Genomic DNA, 17,671 nt, shown 5'->3' on the forward strand with positions numbered 1-17,671 from the left:
ACGGCAGAATGAGGGGCTCCTCCCCCGGAAAGGCAGCAGTGGTGACGCTCGACATGGCACACGGCGACGCAGTCGCGCGCAGTTCGACGCCGTAGCGACCGACCGAGAAGCGGCGTCGCGTCCGACGTCGGCGCAGTCGAGTCACCAGTACCGTCGATCACCGGGAGCAGCCGTGTCCACCATCGCCTGGACCGAAGACCACAGCCAGTTCAGCGCCGTCTGGCATTCGGAGAACGGCGCGCCCGCCCCGCGCCTCGTCACCACCGCCGACGACCGACTCTCGGCCGATCACGCGTATCGCCGCATCAGGGCGGGTGAGGCGCTGCTGTGGCAGGGCGATTACAACAATGGTCGTCAACTGTTACAGGCGCTGGGCCGACGCGCCGATCGCAAGCCGTCGAAGAAGCCCGCTACCGGCGACCTCGGCGCGCTCTACGAGCACGAGCGGATCAGAAGGCGGTCGCGGGCGGGCATTCTCGGCAGTCTCCTGATCCGCCTCGGCCCTGACTACGACCTCGACCTGCGCAGGGCTCCCGATGTGGCGGCGGCGTGTGCGGCGGCGTACGGCCCGGCGGACGCCGAACGCGTGGTCACCTTCACCGAACTGCTCGGCGTGGTGAGCGCGTATCGCTGGCAGCAGCAGGGTGTGGAAGTACCGGCGCTCGGTGCGCGCGTGTACCCCGGCTACGGCGTATTCTCGCCCACCCGAAGCGAATACGTCGACCTCGTCGCCGACGCCCCACTCGATCCCGAGATCCGCACCGCGTTCGATCTCGGCACCGGCACCGGCGTTCTGGCCGCGCTGCTCGCCTCCCGCGGCGTCCCCGAGATCGTCGGCACCGATATCAATCCGCGGGCGTTGCGGTGCGCCAAGGACAACGCCGAACGGCTCGGCTTCGGCCGGAAGATCGCCGTGACCGGGCCCGCCCTGTACCCGCCCGGCCGCGCCGATCTCGTGGTGTGCAATCCGCCCTGGCTGCCCGGCGTGCCGACCTCGGACCTGGAACGTGGTGTCTACGACCAGGATCAGTCGATGCTCACCGAATTCGCCCGAGACCTGCGCGCGCACCTCACCCCCCACGGCGAGGGCTGGCTGGTGCTGTCCGACCTCGCCGAACTACTCGGCCTGCGCCCGGCCGACCACATTCCGCGCCTGCTCGACGAGTCGGGTCTCTACGTGCTCGGCAAGCTCACCACCCGTCCACGTCATCCCCGCGCGACCGATCGCGACGATCCCCTGGCCGCAGCTCGCACCGCCGAGACGACCACGCTGTGGCGACTGCGGGCCCGTTAGCACAGAATTCTGTGTCGATCACACGACGAGCCGGTCGGATCCGGTGGTCTCTCCCCACGGGGGCCGGTGTGGCTGGCAGGATGCGCGGTACATCGTCCGGTAGCACCCGCTCTCGAGGAGATCCCGCCAAGGTGACCAGCATTTCGCAGGACCGACCCTTCATTCGCGCGCTCTTCGGTATCGGCATCGCCGCGGCCGCTCTGGTGGCCCTGGCGCCCGCCGCGCAGACCGTACCGAATCATCAGGCCGTGATCCCCGGCTGCGCACCTGCCGCGGCGGGTCAGCCCAACGGCAAGCAGTGGCCCACCGAACCGGCGCTCACCATCGACACCGCCGCGAGCCACACCGCCACCCTCGAGACCACCTGCGGCACCATCACGATCGCGCTCGCCGCCGCTGCTGCTCCGCGCACGGTGAACTCGTTCGCCTTCCTCGCCGGCGAGGGCTACTTCGACCACACCCGCTGCCACCGGCTCACCACCCAGGGCATCTTCGTGCTCCAGTGCGGCGACCCCACCGCCACCGGTATGGGCGGGCCCGGCTACAAGTTCAGCGACGAGAACCTCGCGGGCGCGGTCTACCCGGCGGGCACCGTCGCGATGGCCAACGCGGGCCCCGCCACCAACGGCAGCCAGTTCTTCCTGGTCTACCGCGACACCCAGTTGCCGCCGAACTACACGCCCTTCGGCACGATCACCGAGGGCCTGGACGCGCTGACCACCGTCGCCGACGCGGGCGTCGCGGGTGGCGGCGCCGACGGCACCCCCGTAGCCGATGTGGTCTTCAACGCCGTGACCACCACGCAGGGCTGACAAACGACCGAGGGCCGCGTCTCCGGGTTTCGGGAGACGCGGCCCTCGTCGTGGGGCTGGTCGATCAGCCGGCGCTGATCGAACTGAACAGGTTCTGAATGGTCTGCAGGATGATCTCGGTCAGCAATTCAGCGGCGGAACCGGCCATGTCAACGCTCCTCGTATGTCCTCATCAGGTGAAACGAACAAGTGAAGCGTGCCCTATTCACTTGTTGTCGCGCAGCGTTTCGGCGAAAAAAGTGAACAGAAACGCGAAAGCCGCGCCCCACCGGGACGCGGCTTTCGCAGCTCGTGACTACAGGTACTGACCGGTGTTGGACTCGGTGTCGATCGCCCGGCTGGCCGAGGCGTTCTTGCCCGTGACGAGCGTGCGGATGTAGACGATCCGCTCGCCCTTCTTGCCCGAGATCCGCGCCCAGTCATCGGGATTGGTGGTATTGGGCAGGTCCTCGTTCTCGGCGAACTCGTCGACGATCGAGTCGAACAGGTGCTGGATCCGCAGACCCGGGTTACCCGTGTCGAGCACCGACTTGATCGCGTACTTCTTCGCCCGGTCCACGATGTTCTGGATCATCGCGCCGGAGTTGAAGTCCTTGAAGTACAGGACCTCCTTGTCACCGTTGGCGTAGGTGACCTCAAGGAACCGGTTGTCGTCGCTTTCGGCGTACATCCGCTCGACGACCTTCTCGATCATCGCCTCGACGCACGCCTGCTTGTCGCCGTCGAACTCGCGCAGATCGCTCTCGTGCAGCGGCAGCGTCTCGGTGAGGTACTTCGAGAAGATGTCCTGCGCCGATTCCGCGTCGGGACGCTCGATCTTGATCTTCACATCGAGACGGCCCGGCCGCAGGATCGCGGGGTCGATCATGTCCTCGCGGTTGGACGCACCGATCACGATGACGTTCTCGAGCCCCTCCACGCCGTCGATCTCCGAAAGCAGCTGCGGCACAACGGTGGTCTCCACATCGGAGGAGACACCGGAACCGCGGGTGCGGAAGATCGAGTCCATCTCGTCGAAGAACACGATCACCGGGGTGCCCTCGGAGGCCTTCTCGCGCGCCCGCTGGAAGATGATCCGAATGTGGCGCTCGGTCTCACCGACGAACTTGTTGAGTAGCTCGGGGCCCTTGATGTTGAGGAAGAACGACTTGGCTTCCTTGGCATCCTGACCACGCGATTCGGCGATCTTCTTGGCGAGGGAGTTGGCCACCGCTTTGGCGATCAGCGTCTTGCCGCACCCGGGCGGACCGTAGAGCAGCACACCCTTGGGCGGGCGAAGCGCGTACTCGCGGAACAGATCCTTGTGCAGGAAGGGCAGTTCCACCGCGTCGCGGATCTGCTCGATCTGACGGCCGAGACCACCGATGTCGGTGTAATCGACGTCGGGAACCTCTTCCAGCACAAGGTCTTCGACCTCGGCCTTGGGAACCCGCTCGAACGCGAAGCCCGCCTTGGTGTCGACCAGCAGCGAATCACCCGGGCGCAGTTTGCGAATCGGCGAATCGGGGTCGGCCATGTCGTCGTATTCGGCGATCTTGGACAGCGGACCCGACAGCCACACCACCCGCTCTTCGTCGGCGTGGCCGACCACGAGGGCGCGCCTGCCGTCGTCGAGAATCTCACGCAGCGTGCCGATTTCGCCGATGGCGTCGAAATTGCCGGCCTCGACGACGGTGAGCGCCTCGTTGAGGCGCACGGTCTGGCCGTATTCCAGTGCGTCAGCGTCGATATTGGGCGAGCAGGTCAACCGCATCTTGCGTCCGGAGGTGAAGACGTCGACCGTCTGGTCCTCGTAGGCGTGGATGACGATGCCGTAGCCGCTCGGCGGCTGGCCGAGGCGATCGACTTCTTCCCGCAACGCGATCAGTTGCTGGCGCGCTTCTTTGAGCGTGTCCATCAACTTGCCGTTGCGGATGGTCAGCGAATCGATCCTGGCTTCCAATTCGCGTGCGCGATCCGGCGAATCGGCGAGTTGCCTGCGAAGAGCAGCCGACTCGGCGCGAACCGCCTCGAGCTCTCGCCAGGCCGCCGAATCCGAATTCTCGTTGGGGCTCATGATGCTGCTCCTCCCAGTCCCGGTCTATCAACGCTACCGGGCGCGGTCCGTTCTCGCTTTCCGACATGGTTTCGTCGTGATCACATCTTGTACGGTCGGTACGACATCAACCACACTTTTTGCACCTGTTAGGCTCCCCTAACACCCCGTACGGGGCACTCGCCAACGAGTCGAAAGGTTGCTGAACATGCTCCTTCCTCCCCGCACGATCCGTGTCGCCGTCGCCGCCGCCGCAGCGGCGCTCGCCGTCACCGTCGGACTGACCGGTTGCGGCGACTCCGACGATTCCTCGACGAATGCCACCACGAGCAGTACCAGTATCGCCGCCGCTCCGTCCAGCGTTTCGGCAACTCCGGCACCTTCGGGTGACAACGCCGCAGCCCCCACCGCCGATTCCCTGAAGGCGACGCTGATCAAGTTCGCCGATCCCGCGGTGTCCACCGACGACAAGGCGAAACTGATCGTCAACGGCGATTCGCACAAGTCCAACATCGATCAGATGAACGGCATGCTGGCCGGCTACACCCTGACTTTCGCCGTCGACAACGTCGCGACCAGTGGTGACACCGCCACCGCCGATGTGACGATCACCTCTCCCCACGGCACGGCCCCCGCGTTCCCGGTCACCTGGCAGAAAGAGGGCGGTACCTGGAAGCTGTCCGATGCCAGCGGCTGCTTGCTGCTCGGCTTCGCGCAGGCTCCCTGCACGCCCGCCTGATCGATCGGCATGACCGGATGACGGCGAAGTACCTCCGGGACGGCGCGGACGCCCTGCGAGCCGCGTAGGCCACCGAGATCACTCACGATGAGCGTCCTGCGGGTACTACGTGCGGGCGCGCGCTCGAGTAGTTCCACCCGACGAACGGGTAGTTCCGCGCTGTGCCCGCGGGTGGTTTCCTGCGATCGTCTTGCCATGAGTGTTGTCCCCAGCGTCGCGGTGGTCGTCGCGAACACCCCGGCCGATCGTGATCGGTTCCTGGACCTGCTGCGCATTTCGTCGCTGGTGGTGGTCGTCGCGGGCCATTGCCTGATGCTGACCGTGACGGTGTCGGGCGCCGAGGTGCATTTCGGCAATGTGCTCGCCGACCTGCCGATGCTGCAGCCGCTCACCTGGGTTCTGCAGGTGCTTCCGCTGTTCTTCTTCGCGGGGGTCGCCGCGGGTGCGCGCGGCCTCGGGCCCGGGACATCGTGGGGCGCTTGGCTTTTCCGGCGCACCCAACGGCTGGTGCGACCGCTCGGCTACTTCGTCGGCGCCTCGGCGGCCCTGCTGGTGGTGGCCGATCTGGTGCTCGCGCCGGGATGGCACCGTCCGCTCGCGGTGACGAGCGTGCAGCTGCTGTGGTTTCTCGGGATGTATCTGGCGGTGCTGGCGTGTGTGCCGTTGCTCGCGGCGCAGGTCACCAGTGGTCGCCGGATGTTCGCTGTGGTCGCGATGATCGTGGTGATCACGGCGGCCGCCGACGCGGTGCGGCTCACCGGTGGGCCGATGGAGCTCGGCTACCTGAATCTGATCGTCTGGCTGGTGCCCGCGGCGCTCGGGATCGGCTATCTGCGCGATCTCCTGTCCCGGCGGACCGCGGCGGTGCTGGCCTGCGTGGTGCTGGCAGCCGATCTACTGCTGGTGGTGCTCGGCCCGTACGAGACGAGCATGGTCACGGTACCGGGCCAGCGACTGTCGAATCTGGCGCCGCCGTCACTGCTGCTGGCCGGGCACGCGGTGGTGCTGTGCTGCGCCGCCGTCGCGGTAGCGCCCTGGTTGCGCCGTCTCGCCGCGCGTCCGCGGGTCTGGTGGGCGACGGTCATCGGCAACACCGGGGCGATGACGCTCTACCTGTGGCACATGCCCGCCCTGCTCACCGTGCTGGTGCTCAGCCATCTGGCGGGCGTTCACCGCACCGCGCCGACCGAGTCTGGGTTCTGGTTGCTCACGACGGTGCAACTCACCGCGACCGCCGCGCTCACCTGCGCCTTGTTCCTCGCCCTGCGCGGCCTGGAGAACACTCCCCTGCGCTGGTGGGACGGGCCGGTTGCCGCGGTGCGTGGTGTCCGCTCGGCCGCCACCGTGTTCGCCGTGATCGCGGCCGGGCTCGCGCTTTTGCAGGCCACCCGATGGGGCCTCACCGTGGACGGTGGGATCTGGTTCGCAGGCGCGGCGGCAGCGTTGTCGGCCGCGCGCCTGCTCACCCGTGCGTGATCAGCCCTTGGACGGGCGCCGCTGCGGCTTGGGCGTGACGGTGCCCTCGGCCAGGCGCCGCGCGCTCACCAGGAACGCGGTGTGGCCCTGCATGCGATGCTCGGGGCGCACGGCCAGACCGACGACGTGCCAGCCACGCACCATCGACTCCCACGAGCGCGGTTCGGTCCAGCATTCCTGCTCGCGCAGCGCCTCGACCACCTTGGACAGCTGGGTGACGGTGGCGACGTAGACCACGAGCACGCCACCGGGAACCAGCGCCTTCGACACCGCGGGCAACGCGTCCCACGGCGCGAGCATGTCGAGCACCACCCGGTCGACCCGCGGGCCCTCGTACTCGGCCACGTCGGCGATGGTGATCGACCAGTTCGGCGGGCGCTCACCGAAGAAGGTCTCCACATTGCGCACCGCGTGTTCGGCGTGGTCGTCGCGGATCTCGTAGGAGATCACCTCGCCCTCGGGCCCGACCGCGCGCAACAGCGAGCAGGTCAGCGCACCCGAACCGGCGCCGGCTTCCAGCACTCGCGCACCCGGGAACACATCACCCTCGTGCACGATCTGGGCGGCGTCCTTGGGATAGATGACAGCGGCGCCGCGCGGCATCGACAGGACGTAGTCGGTGAGCAGCGGGCGAAGGGCCAGATAGGGGGTGCCGTTGACCGACTTCACGACGGTCCCCTCGTCGTTGCCGATGAGGTCGTCGTGCTTGATGCCGCCGCGATGGGTATGGAATTCCTTACCCTCTTCGAGCACCACCGTGAAGAGGCGACCTTTGCCGTCGGTCAGCTGCACGCGGTCCCCGATAGCGAATGGGCCCGTTCGTCTGGCCGTCAATGTATCTCCGTTCTCCGTTGGAGTGACCAGCCTGCCAGGTCCGAGGACCCCGGCCCGAACAGGGTGAGGGGTCCGAGCTACTTCGCGGCAGCCAGAACCCGCTGCTGCTCGCGTGCCGCCGCGTGGGTCTCGTCCCGGGTCTTGCCCCAGACCTCCGCGACGTAACGTCCACCGGTCACCACGCAGACCCAGGCATTGGCGTTGCTGTTGCCGTCGGTCACGCAGGTGGCACCCGGGACGTCCATGGGCGCGGGCGCCACCGACTTGGTCCACGCCGCGGCGATCGCGGCCGAGGTAGCGGCGGCCAGCCTCGCCGCACCGGCGCCGTCCCGCGTGCGGTAGACGGTGGTCCCCTTGTTCGCCATCGCGTCGACCCCGACCTCGCGGTACAGCGACACCGCCGCCTGCTGGTCCTCGGCGAACAGCAGCGCCCCGTTCCGCCGATAGGCGCCCCGGCCGGAACTGTTGTCACCGACCGACAGCTCGAAGATCGCGTCCGGGTCGTAGGGCAGTGTCACCAGCTCGCGCTCCGGGGTCGGGGTGAACGAATCCAGCAGTGGCCGTTGCCGTTCCAGCGCCTTGACGATCGTCCGCTCGATATCGGGCCGACCACCCGCGCGCACCTTGGTGAACACGACGAACTCGCCCTGCGGCGTGAAACCCATACCGGTGAGCCTGCCACGGTCCTCGAGCAGGACGAGCCGCGTGGAAGGCGAGCCCTCGAGTGTGGCGGGAGTCCACTCTCCGGATTGCAGCAGTCCGCGTTCCTCGGTGGCGGCGACCGCGAAATCGGCCGCCGCCGCTGTCGCGGTCGCCGCATCGCGAAACCGCATCACACCGTGGGTGAGCCAATCGGTGTCGGCGGTCCCGCTGCCGCCGTTGGAACGCTCGGAGACGAACCCGGTGATCAGACCGTGCCGGTCGGCAACGGCGGCGATCGCGTTGTGATGCCCGGCCGAGACCTTCAATCGCGCGGAGTGGAGCACACTCGAGTTGCCGTGGCGGCGGTAGGCGGGGTCGATATCGGTGGGCAGCGCCAACACCTCCGCGATCCGCATGCCTTCGGCGAGTTTGCCCATGGCCAGCCGCTGCTCGTCGGTCGGCGCGGACGTCGACGTGGTCGGCGTTGCCGTCGCGGCCACAGTGGCGCTGACCGGAACCCGCACTACCTTCCCCGGATCCTCGCACGCGCTCACCATGATCACCGCGGCCAGAACCGCCCCCACCCGGAACACCAGTTGCATGCCGCGATCCTGGCAGAACCAGCCCACCACCGCCGAATCCCGAGTCCGCCACCGCACCTGAGCCGAATCGGGCAAGCCTGTCAGTGGCTGCCGCTAACCTGCGAAATATGTCAGCGCCCTTGTCCGTGCCCCTCACCGATGACACCGCCGCCGCGCCGGCGCATCGGTCGCGTCCGGCGTTGTCGCCTTCGCGGGCAAGCGATTTCAAGCAGTGTCCGCTGAAGTACCGGTTGCGGGCGATCGATCGGGTGCCGGAACCGCCGTCGCGCGCGGCGGTGCGCGGGACGGTGGTGCACGCGGTTCTCGAGGATCTGTTCGGGTTGCCTGCGGCCGAGCGTCAGCCGGAACGGGCCGCGGCGTTGGTTCCCGACGCGTGGGAGCGGGTGCGCGCGGAGCGCGACGGGGTGGACGAGCTCGTCGCCGAGGGTGGGCCGCAGGCGCTGTTCGACGAGGTGCGCAAGCTGGTCGCGAGCTACTACGAGCTCGAGGACCCGCGGCGATTCGAGCCACACGCGCTGGAGGAACGGGTCGAGGTCGATCTCGACGGCGATATTCCGCTGCGCGGTTTCGTCGACCGGATCGACGTGGCGCCCAACGGCCTGCTGCGGGTGGTCGACTACAAGACCGGTCGCTCGCCCGGGCCGATGCACGAAGCGCGGGCGCTGTTCCAGCTCAAGTTCTACGCGCTGATGATCCTGCGCACCCGCGACATCGTCCCGGCCCAACTGCGCCTGATCTACCTGGCCGACAAGAACATCCTCACCTACACGCCCGAGCGCGAGGAATTGGTTCGCTTCCAGCGCATTCTCACCGCGCTCTGGCAAGCCATCATCGATGCGGGCAAGACCGGGGACTTCCCGCCCACGCGCAATTCGATGTGCAAGTTCTGCGACTTCAAACCCCTGTGCCCCGAGTACGGCGGTACCCCGCCGCCGTATCCGGGTTGGCCGGTCCAGACCCCGATCCCTGTCGACCTGGTGACAGAACGCCTCCCCGAAGACGTGTGACCGCGATCGGCCTGGTACCCACCGAACTGCGCACATCCGCGCATCGGCTCGGGTCGTCCGGGTTAAGCTGCGAACACCCTATGCAACTGGTTGAATATGAGGTGAGCTGACAGATGCATCCTTTCCGCGCGGCGGTCGAAGCTCGAGACGTTGCGGCCATAGAGGCACTGCTGGCCGAGAATGTGGTCTTCACCAGCCCCGTCGCCTTCGGGCCCTATCCCGGCAAGGCCATCACCGCGGCCATCTTGCGCGCGGTGATCCGCGTCTTCGAAGATTTCCGCTATGTGCGCGAGATCGGCGAGGGGCGCGACCACGCCCTGGTGTTCGAGGCGACCGTGGACGGCAAGCAGCTCACCGGGTGCGATTTCGTCCACCTCGACGAGGACGGCAAGATCGACGAATTGATGGTGATGGTCCGGCCGCTGTCGGCCGCGAACGCCCTGGCAGCGCGGATGGGCGCGCAGTTCGAACAGATCAAGGCCGAGGCGACCGCGAGCAGCCGGGCTGATTCCTGAGGCTGCTCGCGGCCGACACTAGACCGCGAAGTCGCGGAACAGCAGAACCGAAAGACCCAGGCCGACAGCGAGATTCACGATCGCCGCAGATCCGAAGACCACGATCGGCCGCCAGCCGGCTTCGCGCAGCCCACGCAGCGAGAACTCCAGACCGATGGAGACGAAGGCCAGGATCAGGAACCAGGTGCGCAGGTCGTTGATGATGGCGATGTGCGCGGCGCCGGTCTTCTTGTCGACCGACTGCAGATACAGCGTGCCGATGATCGAGGCGGCGATAAACCCGAGCACGAATTTCGGGAACCTGGCCCAGAATTCGCCGATGCTCGGTCGAGCGGTGCCCTCGGTGCGATCCACGCGGAACGCGAACCAGGCGGTGAGCGCGATCGCCACGAGACCGATGAGTGCGTTCTGCGTGGTCTTGACGATCGTCGCGATCTGCAACGACTGCTCACCCGCCAGCGCGCCCGCGGCAGCCACCGCGGCCGTGGTGTCGATATTGCCACCGATCCACGCGCCCGCTACCGCATCGGAGAGCCCGAAAACATCAGCGAGCCAGGGCAACAGGAAGATCGACGGCAGCGCGAAGATGATCACCAGCGACGCCGCGTAGGCGATCTGCTCACGCCGCGCCTGCACCGCACCCGCCGCCGCGATCGCCGCGCTCACCCCGCAGATCGACACCGCCGACGACAGCAGCGCCCGCAGCTTGTCGTCGAGCCCGAGCACCCCACCGAACCACCAGGTGAACCCGAAGACGATGGTGATCAAGGCCAACGCCTGCACGATCGACGGAGCGGCGGCGGTCACCAGGATCTTCAGATTGATCGACGCACCGAGCAGCACCACGCCGGTCTTGATGAAGAACTCGGTACGGAACCCGGCCGAAAGCCGTTCTCGCAGACCCAGTTTGTTCAAGACTACATTGCCGATCAACCCGATCACGATCGCGTAGACCGGGTACTCGACCGTCTTCGCGACCCGTTTGAACGGCGTATCCGCCGCCCATTGCGGAACATGGGTGTCGAAGAACCGCGTCAACGCGCCCAGCACTAGCACGAGCGCGATCCCCGCCACGATATCGGCGACTGCGGGCCGCGAATTCCCCTGCAACGCCTCGGTTTCCGACGTCGTCCGTGTCGTTTCCCCCATCACGGCACCAGCCGATCCGGGATCGCCCCGACCAGCACGAGGCCGATCAGAACGAGCCCGACGACGGTGGCCAACCAGTCTTCGTTCCAGCTGAATGCGCTGCCCGGCCGCGGCTCGGGCTCTGTCTGCGACACGGTGACTCCTTGCGTTCCTGTCGAGAAACGCAAGGTAGCAACGGGATAGCGCGAATACACTGATTGCACTCGCGCTGAATCAATCGTCGAGATCGCGGCGGAGGCGCCGCGCGAAGATTACCGCAGGCGGCGTTCCTCTTCGGCCTCCAGCCGGCGCCGCTCCTCTTCGCGCTCGACCTGCTCCTTCTCGATCTTTTCCTCGTGCTCGTCCTTGTTCGACATGTTCGCCCCGATCATGGATTGCCCGGACAAATCTGCCGTCCAGCCTACTCGCGGCGAAGTGCCCGGCCGCGGCGTCGACCCGGCACCGACGGCGGCCACCTGCCCCGATATTCCGGGTCTCGCGACAGCACCTCGCCACCCGTAATATGCAGGTCGCGGGCCTACAGCGAATCCCGCACGGCGAGGAGAACTGATGAACCGCAGCCTGTCCCGGGCCGTCGCAGCAGCCGCAATCGCACTGGCGATGGCAACCCTTCCAGCTGTCGCCTCCGCGAGCCCAGCCACCGCGCCGACCGTCGCTCAGCCCATCATCAACGGCGCACCGACACCACCGTTCGACCCGATCTGCCCGTTGTGTTTCGTGCGTGAGGCGCTCGAGAGTTTCTCTGCGCAGTAGGTTCAGGCACCGAACACGAAACCCCTCACCGGAGTGAACACAGGTGAGGGGTTTCGGCGGTAACGGCTCAGAAGGCTCGGCAGGAGCGGATGTCGGTGGCGAGGATGGCCTTGGCGCCGAGGTCGGCCAGCTGGTCCATCAGTTCGTTGCCCTGCTTGCGCGGAACGAGCGCACGCACGGCGACCCAGTCGGGGTCGGTGAGGGGCGAAACGGTCGGCGACTCGAGGCCGGGAGTGATGGCGACGGCCTGGTCGAACAGCGACTTGGGGCAGTCGTAGTCGAGCATCAGGTACTGCTGGGCGAAGACGACGCCCTGGATGCGGTTGATGAGCTGATTGCGGGCGCGGTCGTCGCGGTCGGAACCGGTGCGTTCGATCAGGACGCCCTCGGAGTCGCACAGGGACTCGCCGAACGCGATCAGGTTGTGCTGACGCAGGGTGCGGCCGGAGCCGACCACGTCGGCGATGGCATCGGCGACGCCGAGCTGGATCGAGATCTCGACCGCGCCGTCGAGCCGGATCACCTCGGCCTCGATGCCGAAGCGCGCGAGGTCGGCGCGCACCAGGTTCGGGTAGGAGGTGGCGATGCGCTTGCCCGCCAGGTCCTCGACCTTCCAGTCCTCGCCGGCCGGGGCCGCGTAGCGGAAGCTGGAGCGGCCGAATCCGAGCGAGAGCCGCTCGCTGACCGGGGAGCCGGAGTCCAGGGCCAGGTCGCGACCGGTGATGCCGAGGTCGAGCTCACCGGAGCCGACGTAGATGGCGATGTCCTTGGGCCGTAGGAAGAAGAATTCGACCTGATTCGTGGGGTCGAGGACGGTGAGATCACGGGAATCGGTCCGCTTGCGGTATCCGGCCTCGCTCAGGATGGAGGTGGCGGATTCCGAGAGCGAGCCTTTGTTGGGAACGGCGACGCGCAACATGGGATGGGTCCTTTCGAGGGAAGTGGCGGGCGTGTCGATCAGGACGGATCAGCCGTCACAGATGTCGGTACACGTCCTCGAGCTTCAGCCCACGACCCAGCATCATCACCTGGACCCAGTACAGCAGCTGGGAGATCTCCTCGGCGAGCGCCTCGTCACTCTCGTGCTCGGCGGCCAGCCAGATCTCACCCGCCTCCTCCAGGACCTTCTTGCCCTGGAAATGAACGCCTGCGTCCAGCGCGGCCACGGTGCCAGACCCCTCGGGACGGGTCTGGGCACGCTCGGTCAGCTCGGCGAACAGGGATTCGAAGTTCTTCACGGTTAAAGATTGTTTCACACGGCCGCTACCGCATTCCCAGCCCGCACCCGCGACCCCGAGGAGCGGCGGCCACGCAGTGGCCGGTCCTCGGCCGGGTCGCCGGTCAGGCGCCGTTGCGTAGGCGACGAAGGAGCAAGCAACGGTGCCTGACCGGCGGCCCTTCATGGCCGCGGATACGCGCGCGCAGGCGCGCCGATCAACCCAGCAGTTCGCGCAGGTCGGCTACGGCCGTGCGCAGGTGGTCGGCGAAGGCGTACATCTGGTCGGCCACCGACTTCGGCGTGGCCAGGTAGATGTTCCACCGATCCGGCAGCAGCACGTAGGCGATGCCGATGCAGCGCGGACTGGTCGAGCCGAAACCGAAGTAGCGGATGTACTTCGACGGCGCCGAGCTGGTCGAGAGGTAGTCGTCGCGCATGACGGTCCAGCCGGGGCTGTCGAACAGCGCGATCCGCTCATCGGCGACGCCGAGCTGTTCGCCGCGACGACGCTGGATCCACTCCAGTTCCCACAGGTGCTGCTCGGGCGCCTGCCCGGCCTGGCATTCCTTCGCCCGCGCGACGTGGGCGGACGCGGCGGTGCGCGCCGCGGCCAGCTTGGTGTCGGTGTCGGCCTCCGCGGACACCATCGCGTCGACGAACGCCACCATCTCCGGGGTCACCACACGCATGGCCTCGGTGCGACCGTTGCGGAACTGCCGGGTGGCGATGGATTCGTAGGTCGCGCCGGTCAGCCCCTTGCTGCGCCGGTGGGCGAGCTGGTAGCTGAGCTGAGCGAAGGCATCGGGTGAGATGCCCAGCTTCTTGGCCTCGCCGGTGCCGAAGTCGTCGAACGACACCAGCGAGGTGGCGGTGTCGGCGGCGAAGCGGGCGAAGTCGGCGCCCGCCGCGGCGATGTCGGCGCGGGCGGCCGAATCGAGCACGAACTCGATCGGCTCCACCGAGGGCAGCCCCTGCGACTGCGCGCCGCTGGTCGCCGCGTGGTCCTGGGTGGTTCGCTCGAGCAGCGCGTCGACGAACGACAGCACGGTGGTGCCGTCGAGCCCGCAGTGCTCGACGTTGATGCCGGCCTGACCGTCGGCGAAGACGATGAACGACACCGACTTGTCGAAGTAGCGGTTACCGCTGTCGCCGTGCAGCAACTGATCGCTGGCGTGCAGTTCGTCGCGCGGCGCGAAGTCCTCCAGGCACACCGAGAACAACGCCGTCTCCACCGCGTCGAACGCCACGACATTGGCGGGCTCGGTGCGCAGCACTTCACGGCTGCGCGCCCATGCCGCACGGGCTTTCGTGGTGAGATGCCCGACCGAGGTGTCGGTCGCGGCGGGCTTCGTGCCGCCCTTGATCACCGCGCGCAGTCCGTCGACCACGTCGTCGAACGCGTACGGCGCACCGTCGGGTCCGATGACGTCCATCCGGAAGATGTTGCCGCGGTAGAAGACCGCGATATGGCGCGCATCCGAGGGGCCCGGCCATTCGGGGCTGTAGGGCTTGCGGACGCTGTCCTGGATCTCGCCCGGAATCCGGGTCTCGGAGAACAGGTACTTGTTCTGCCACATCGACAGCGCCTGCCCGCGCTGGGTCACCGGCGGGATCTTCTCCGCGTCCAGCGCCAGCTTGTAATCGACAGCCGCGCCGATGATCGCGGCTGCCCGCTCGGCCTGCCCGGCGACGGTCGACGCCGCGAGGGGGGTGTCGTCCCGGAACAGGAACACGAAGTTGGCGTTGATCGCGATCCGGTCCCGACGGCCCAGATACCGTGACGGCCAGAATTCGTCGAGCCAGCTGCCGACACCGGGGGTGGCGTCGTATTCGGCCAGTGCGGCGTGCAGGGCGCGCCCCGCCCCACCGGGGCGCAGCAGCTCGGCTACCGCGCCCTCGGTGGTGGCGTACTCCTCGGCGCCGAGCAGTGGCTGACACCACTGCAGGAACCGCGCGCAACTGTCATCCAGTGTCGGCAGCGGCACCCGGGGCAGCGTGTCTTCGGCGGCGAACGTGGGTTGGTTCAATCCAAGTCCTCATGTCTCGATGGGATGCGGGCGGGACAGGAACAGGTTGGCGTAGAGCCAGCCTTCGGCTTCGTGGTCGGTGGTGTCGATTCCCTTGGCCGCCAACGCATCCAGCACCTGTTCGCGCTCCTGTGCCGAGGCGAACCTCCGCTGCTGGAACATACCGGGACGCTGCTCGCTGCGATACCCGAGCGCGGCCAGTTCCTCGGCGATGGGACCGAAATCGAACATCCGCAACACGAAATGTGCCATCCACGGTCGCTTGCGCGGATCGGCCTGGGCGACCCTGGACAGGGTTTTCTCGGTGATGTAGCCGACGCATCCGGTGGAGATCACCAGATCGGCCGAGGCCAGCACACGCCGCTGCGCCTCGGTGGGCTCGGTGGCCTCGAGGTCGGCGTGCACGTAGTCGTGCAGGAGTCCGGCGGCGTGGGCGTAGGTCAGCGCCGGGCGTGCGGCGTCCATCCCGATGAAGCGTACGTCGGGCATGAGATCGCCGCGCAACCGCTCCCGGTCCGCCGCGATCAGCCCGATCTTGTCGGTGTCGGCGTGATCGCGGTAGTGCCCGGCCAATTCGTCGACGGTGGTGTCGGTGCGTAACAGTGCCGCGTTCACCCCGTAGGAACACCCGAGGTCGAGCACGGTCGGAATCCGGTCCGGGCGTGCGGCCCGCAGCTGACGCAACTGTTCGGCGAAGTGCGGCTTTGCCAGTTCCGGGATCCGGTAGTCCAGATCGTTCATCCGATCGAAATATGCTCGCGGATCTGGACTTTCGTAGATGTCGTCGAATGATGCTTTGCCGGTGGTGTGCAACGGAACGGACATGGGCGGTTCCTCTCAGTCGAGCAGTCGGTCACCTCGGACGGCGTCGGCCGCGGCGGCCACATGGTCGGGCAGGACACGGCCGAACAACTGTCTGGTGCGTTCGACCGTGCCGATCACCCCTGGTCGGTCCGTGTAGGCGAAAATCGCCGAATGTCGTTGTCCCGCACCGGCTACCTCGGTAACTCGATGCAGGGAGAAGCGGCCCTTGAACAGCTGCAGGTCGCCGGGGCGCAGTTCGAGCGACCGGATGAGCCGGGCGCCGTCACCGGTGAGCACGGCGCGTACATCGTCGAGATTCTCGGCGTAGGGGTCGCGAATGTTGGGGCAGTACTCGAACACGCCACCGGCTTCGGGCTTGCGCGTGAGCATGCTGACGGTGAATTCGTTGGTGTCGAAATGCCACGGATGCGACATCCCCGGCTCGACCACGTTCAGGCACAAACCGGCCAGCGGGTCGGCGAATTCGTACAGATCGTCGAGTTCGAAGCAGTCGGCGACGAACCGCTGGAACACCGGATCGGTGTAGAGCCGCTGGATCAACGCCTCGGCGGGGATGCGGTCGCGGGCCACGAAGGCGTTGCCGCGGTCGAGCACGATCCGCGCCGGATGGTCGGCGGGCAGGTCGGCGTCGAGGGGAATGTTGTAGGCATTGACCCGCTCCACTTTGTAGTGGGCGTGCGGTGCGATCGCCTCCCCCTCGGTGCGCAGCGTCTCCAGCAGCTGCGGCCGGATGAACTCACGCAGGACCGTGCAACCGTCCTCGGCCAGCTCGGCACGGGCCGCCTCGATGGCCGCCTGCCTGCCCGAACCACCGAGATCGGTGAGTGGATACCGTGCGATGTCGACGATTTCGTCAAGCCCCCGCGTGCCCGTCATGTACTCAGTTTGCGGGAATATTCGGGCGCGCGCTCGCGGTTTCGACAAATCGGGCATATCCCGGGAAGATCACAATCGTGCGAATTCAACTGTGCGGCAACAGTTTTCGCAGATTCTACCCAGGTTTCGGTCTTATCACGGTAGGCTATTACGCCCTATCACGGTGAGCCCTCGTCATTTTCGGACGCGGGCGTCGAGTGCGGCGCGCAGATCCGCTACCGAAAGGCCAACCAGCGACTCCCGAAATACCCGCCCCGGCGCCTCGGGAACCGCGATCTCGCACGGAATCACGATCAGACCACAGCCCGCGCCCTGCGCGGCGAGCGAACCGGTCGGCGAATCCTCGATCGCGACACAGTCACTCGGGTCGACCCCCAGCAATTGCGCGGCGCGGCGGTAGATGGCGGGATCGGGCTTGCCGTGCGCCACCTCGTCGCCGCACACGGAGGTGTCGAAGTAGTCGCGGCCGAGGGTATCGAGGCCGTATTCGGTGAGCGAGCGCTTGGTGTTGGTCACCAGCGCGCACCGCAAACCCGCCTCGCGCACCATCGCCAGCGCGTCCTTGGCGCCGGGACGCCACGGGATCGGGCCGAGCATCAACTCGGTGACCCGGCGCTCGAGGAACTCCCCCGCCTCGACGATCGTCTCCGGCGTCGGCACCACACCGATACCGTCGAAGAGCATGCGCAGCGCGTTCGGGCCGGAGGCGCCGATCAGGGCGTGGCGGACCTCGTCGGTCAGCTCGCGGCCGTGCTCGCGGGCCAGTTCACGAACCGCGATGTCCCACAGCTTCTCCGAATCGAGCAGCGTGCCGTCCATGTCCCACAGCACCGCGGCCGGTCGCGCGCTCACCTGTTCACTCGCCT

Annotated in this window: 19 protein-coding genes; 7 read left to right on the top strand and 12 right to left on the bottom strand. The window is 67.2% G+C overall.

Features of this window, described 5'->3' with window-relative positions; translation table 11 throughout:
• Window positions 1-172 precede the first annotated feature (172 nt).
• Window positions 173-1,294 carry a methyltransferase gene (locus QX204_RS18730; RefSeq protein ID WP_301901049.1) on the top strand — a complete coding sequence of 374 codons (1,122 nt, stop codon included), beginning with the start codon at window positions 173-175 and terminating at the stop codon, window positions 1,292-1,294.
• 131 nt (window positions 1,295-1,425) lie between these two features.
• Window positions 1,426-2,106, top strand: a complete 681-nt coding sequence (locus QX204_RS18735; protein ID WP_301901050.1) for a peptidylprolyl isomerase — start codon at window positions 1,426-1,428, stop codon at window positions 2,104-2,106.
• Between the two features lie 295 nt (window positions 2,107-2,401).
• Here QX204_RS18735 and arc read toward each other — a convergent pair whose 3' ends face one another.
• The gene (gene arc / locus QX204_RS18740; protein ID WP_056809924.1) at window positions 2,402-4,162 is read right to left on the bottom strand and encodes a proteasome ATPase; all 1,761 of its coding nucleotides are present in this window, start codon (window positions 4,160-4,162) and stop codon (window positions 2,402-2,404) included.
• A 187-nt stretch (window positions 4,163-4,349) separates the two neighbouring features.
• On the opposite strand from arc, the gene QX204_RS18745 reads away from it, so the two are divergent.
• Together QX204_RS18745 and QX204_RS18750 are read left to right on the top strand one after the other, a co-directional pair.
• Window positions 4,350-4,880 carry a WKL family lipoprotein gene (locus tag QX204_RS18745; protein ID WP_301901052.1) on the top strand — a complete coding sequence of 177 codons (531 nt, stop codon included), beginning with the start codon at window positions 4,350-4,352 and terminating at the stop codon, window positions 4,878-4,880.
• A gap of 195 nt (window positions 4,881-5,075) precedes the next feature.
• Window positions 5,076-6,356 carry an acyltransferase family protein gene (locus QX204_RS18750; protein WP_301901054.1) on the top strand — a complete coding sequence of 427 codons (1,281 nt, stop codon included), beginning with the start codon at window positions 5,076-5,078 and terminating at the stop codon, window positions 6,354-6,356.
• Here QX204_RS18750 and QX204_RS18755 read toward each other — a convergent pair whose 3' ends face one another.
• Together QX204_RS18755 and QX204_RS18760 are read right to left on the bottom strand one after the other, a co-directional pair.
• Entirely contained in the window at window positions 6,357-7,190 is an 834-nt protein-coding gene (locus QX204_RS18755) for a tRNA (adenine-N1)-methyltransferase (RefSeq protein WP_301901056.1), read from the bottom strand.
• 77 nt (window positions 7,191-7,267) lie between these two features.
• Entirely contained in the window at window positions 7,268-8,434 is a 1,167-nt protein-coding gene (locus QX204_RS18760; RefSeq protein ID WP_301901058.1) for a DUF7373 family lipoprotein, read from the bottom strand.
• Window positions 8,435-8,541: 107 nt separating this feature from the next.
• Between QX204_RS18760 and QX204_RS18765 the strand changes: the two genes are divergently transcribed.
• Both QX204_RS18765 and QX204_RS18770 read left to right on the top strand, forming a co-directional pair.
• Window positions 8,542-9,441, top strand: coding sequence for a RecB family exonuclease (locus tag QX204_RS18765; RefSeq protein WP_301901060.1), 900 nt, complete (start codon window positions 8,542-8,544; stop codon window positions 9,439-9,441).
• A gap of 113 nt (window positions 9,442-9,554) precedes the next feature.
• Window positions 9,555-9,956, top strand: coding sequence for a nuclear transport factor 2 family protein (locus QX204_RS18770; protein WP_301901062.1), 402 nt, complete (start codon window positions 9,555-9,557; stop codon window positions 9,954-9,956).
• An 18-nt stretch (window positions 9,957-9,974) separates the two neighbouring features.
• On the opposite strand, the gene QX204_RS18775 is transcribed toward QX204_RS18770, so the two are convergent.
• The 3 genes from QX204_RS18775 to QX204_RS18785 all read right to left on the bottom strand — a co-directional run bounded on the left by QX204_RS18775 (window position 9,975) and on the right by QX204_RS18785 (window position 11,560).
• Window positions 9,975-11,105, bottom strand: coding sequence for a YeiH family protein (locus tag QX204_RS18775; protein ID WP_301901064.1), 1,131 nt, complete (start codon window positions 11,103-11,105; stop codon window positions 9,975-9,977).
• Window positions 11,105-11,239 (bottom strand): hypothetical protein, encoded by a 135-nt coding sequence (locus tag QX204_RS18780; protein WP_255284474.1) that lies wholly within the window; start codon window positions 11,237-11,239, stop codon window positions 11,105-11,107. The genes QX204_RS18775 and QX204_RS18780 overlap by 1 nt, the downstream gene beginning before the upstream one ends.
• Window positions 11,240-11,356: 117 nt before the next feature.
• Entirely contained in the window at window positions 11,357-11,560 is a 204-nt protein-coding gene (locus QX204_RS18785) for a hypothetical protein (RefSeq protein ID WP_301901066.1), read from the bottom strand.
• Between the two features lie 94 nt (window positions 11,561-11,654).
• On the opposite strand from QX204_RS18785, the gene QX204_RS18790 reads away from it, so the two are divergent.
• Window positions 11,655-11,858, top strand: a complete 204-nt coding sequence (locus QX204_RS18790; protein WP_301901068.1) for a hypothetical protein — start codon at window positions 11,655-11,657, stop codon at window positions 11,856-11,858.
• Between the two features lie 67 nt (window positions 11,859-11,925).
• Here QX204_RS18790 and hisG read toward each other — a convergent pair whose 3' ends face one another.
• The 6 genes from hisG to QX204_RS18820 form a co-directional block, all read right to left on the bottom strand.
• Window positions 11,926-12,777, bottom strand: a complete 852-nt coding sequence (hisG, locus tag QX204_RS18795) for an ATP phosphoribosyltransferase (RefSeq protein WP_301901069.1) — start codon at window positions 12,775-12,777, stop codon at window positions 11,926-11,928.
• A 55-nt stretch (window positions 12,778-12,832) separates the two neighbouring features.
• Window positions 12,833-13,096, bottom strand: a complete 264-nt coding sequence (locus tag QX204_RS18800; protein ID WP_056809947.1) for a phosphoribosyl-ATP diphosphatase — start codon at window positions 13,094-13,096, stop codon at window positions 12,833-12,835.
• 196 nt (window positions 13,097-13,292) lie between these two features.
• Window positions 13,293-15,104 carry a choline/carnitine O-acyltransferase gene (locus QX204_RS18805; protein ID WP_301901071.1) on the bottom strand — a complete coding sequence of 604 codons (1,812 nt, stop codon included), beginning with the start codon at window positions 15,102-15,104 and terminating at the stop codon, window positions 13,293-13,295.
• 9 nt (window positions 15,105-15,113) lie between these two features.
• Entirely contained in the window at window positions 15,114-15,929 is an 816-nt protein-coding gene (locus tag QX204_RS18810; protein ID WP_301901073.1) for a class I SAM-dependent methyltransferase, read from the bottom strand.
• Window positions 15,930-15,941: 12 nt separating this feature from the next.
• A complete protein-coding gene (locus QX204_RS18815; RefSeq protein ID WP_301901075.1) occupies window positions 15,942-16,805 on the bottom strand; it encodes a HalD/BesD family halogenase in 864 nt (287 codons plus the stop codon).
• A gap of 174 nt (window positions 16,806-16,979) precedes the next feature.
• Entirely contained in the window at window positions 16,980-17,624 is a 645-nt protein-coding gene (locus QX204_RS18820; protein ID WP_301908038.1) for an HAD family hydrolase, read from the bottom strand.
• Window positions 17,625-17,671 lie beyond the last annotated feature (47 nt).

The sequence above is a fragment of the Nocardia sp. PE-7 genome (assembly GCF_030486425.1).
Taxonomy (GTDB): domain Bacteria; phylum Actinomycetota; class Actinomycetes; order Mycobacteriales; family Mycobacteriaceae; genus Nocardia; species Nocardia salmonicida_A.

Coding starts and splice junctions, on each gene's coding strand:
- arc (WP_056809924.1), bottom strand. CDS start 4,162: ATGAGCCCCAACGAGAATTCGGATTCGGCGGCCTGGCGAGAGCTCGAG.
- QX204_RS18745 (WP_301901052.1), top strand. CDS start 4,350: ATGCTCCTTCCTCCCCGCACGATCCGTGTCGCCGTCGCCGCCGCCGCA.
- QX204_RS18750 (WP_301901054.1), top strand. CDS start 5,076: ATGAGTGTTGTCCCCAGCGTCGCGGTGGTCGTCGCGAACACCCCGGCC.
- QX204_RS18760 (WP_301901058.1), bottom strand. CDS start 8,434: ATGCAACTGGTGTTCCGGGTGGGGGCGGTTCTGGCCGCGGTGATCATG.
- QX204_RS18765 (WP_301901060.1), top strand. CDS start 8,542: ATGTCAGCGCCCTTGTCCGTGCCCCTCACCGATGACACCGCCGCCGCG.
- QX204_RS18770 (WP_301901062.1), top strand. CDS start 9,555: ATGCATCCTTTCCGCGCGGCGGTCGAAGCTCGAGACGTTGCGGCCATA.
- QX204_RS18775 (WP_301901064.1), bottom strand. CDS start 11,105: ATGGGGGAAACGACACGGACGACGTCGGAAACCGAGGCGTTGCAGGGG.
- QX204_RS18790 (WP_301901068.1), top strand. CDS start 11,655: ATGAACCGCAGCCTGTCCCGGGCCGTCGCAGCAGCCGCAATCGCACTG.
- hisG (WP_301901069.1), bottom strand. CDS start 12,777: ATGTTGCGCGTCGCCGTTCCCAACAAAGGCTCGCTCTCGGAATCCGCC.
- QX204_RS18810 (WP_301901073.1), bottom strand. CDS start 15,929: ATGTCCGTTCCGTTGCACACCACCGGCAAAGCATCATTCGACGACATC.
- QX204_RS18815 (WP_301901075.1), bottom strand. CDS start 16,805: ATGACGGGCACGCGGGGGCTTGACGAAATCGTCGACATCGCACGGTAT.
- QX204_RS18820 (WP_301908038.1), bottom strand. CDS start 17,624: ATGGACGGCACGCTGCTCGATTCGGAGAAGCTGTGGGACATCGCGGTT.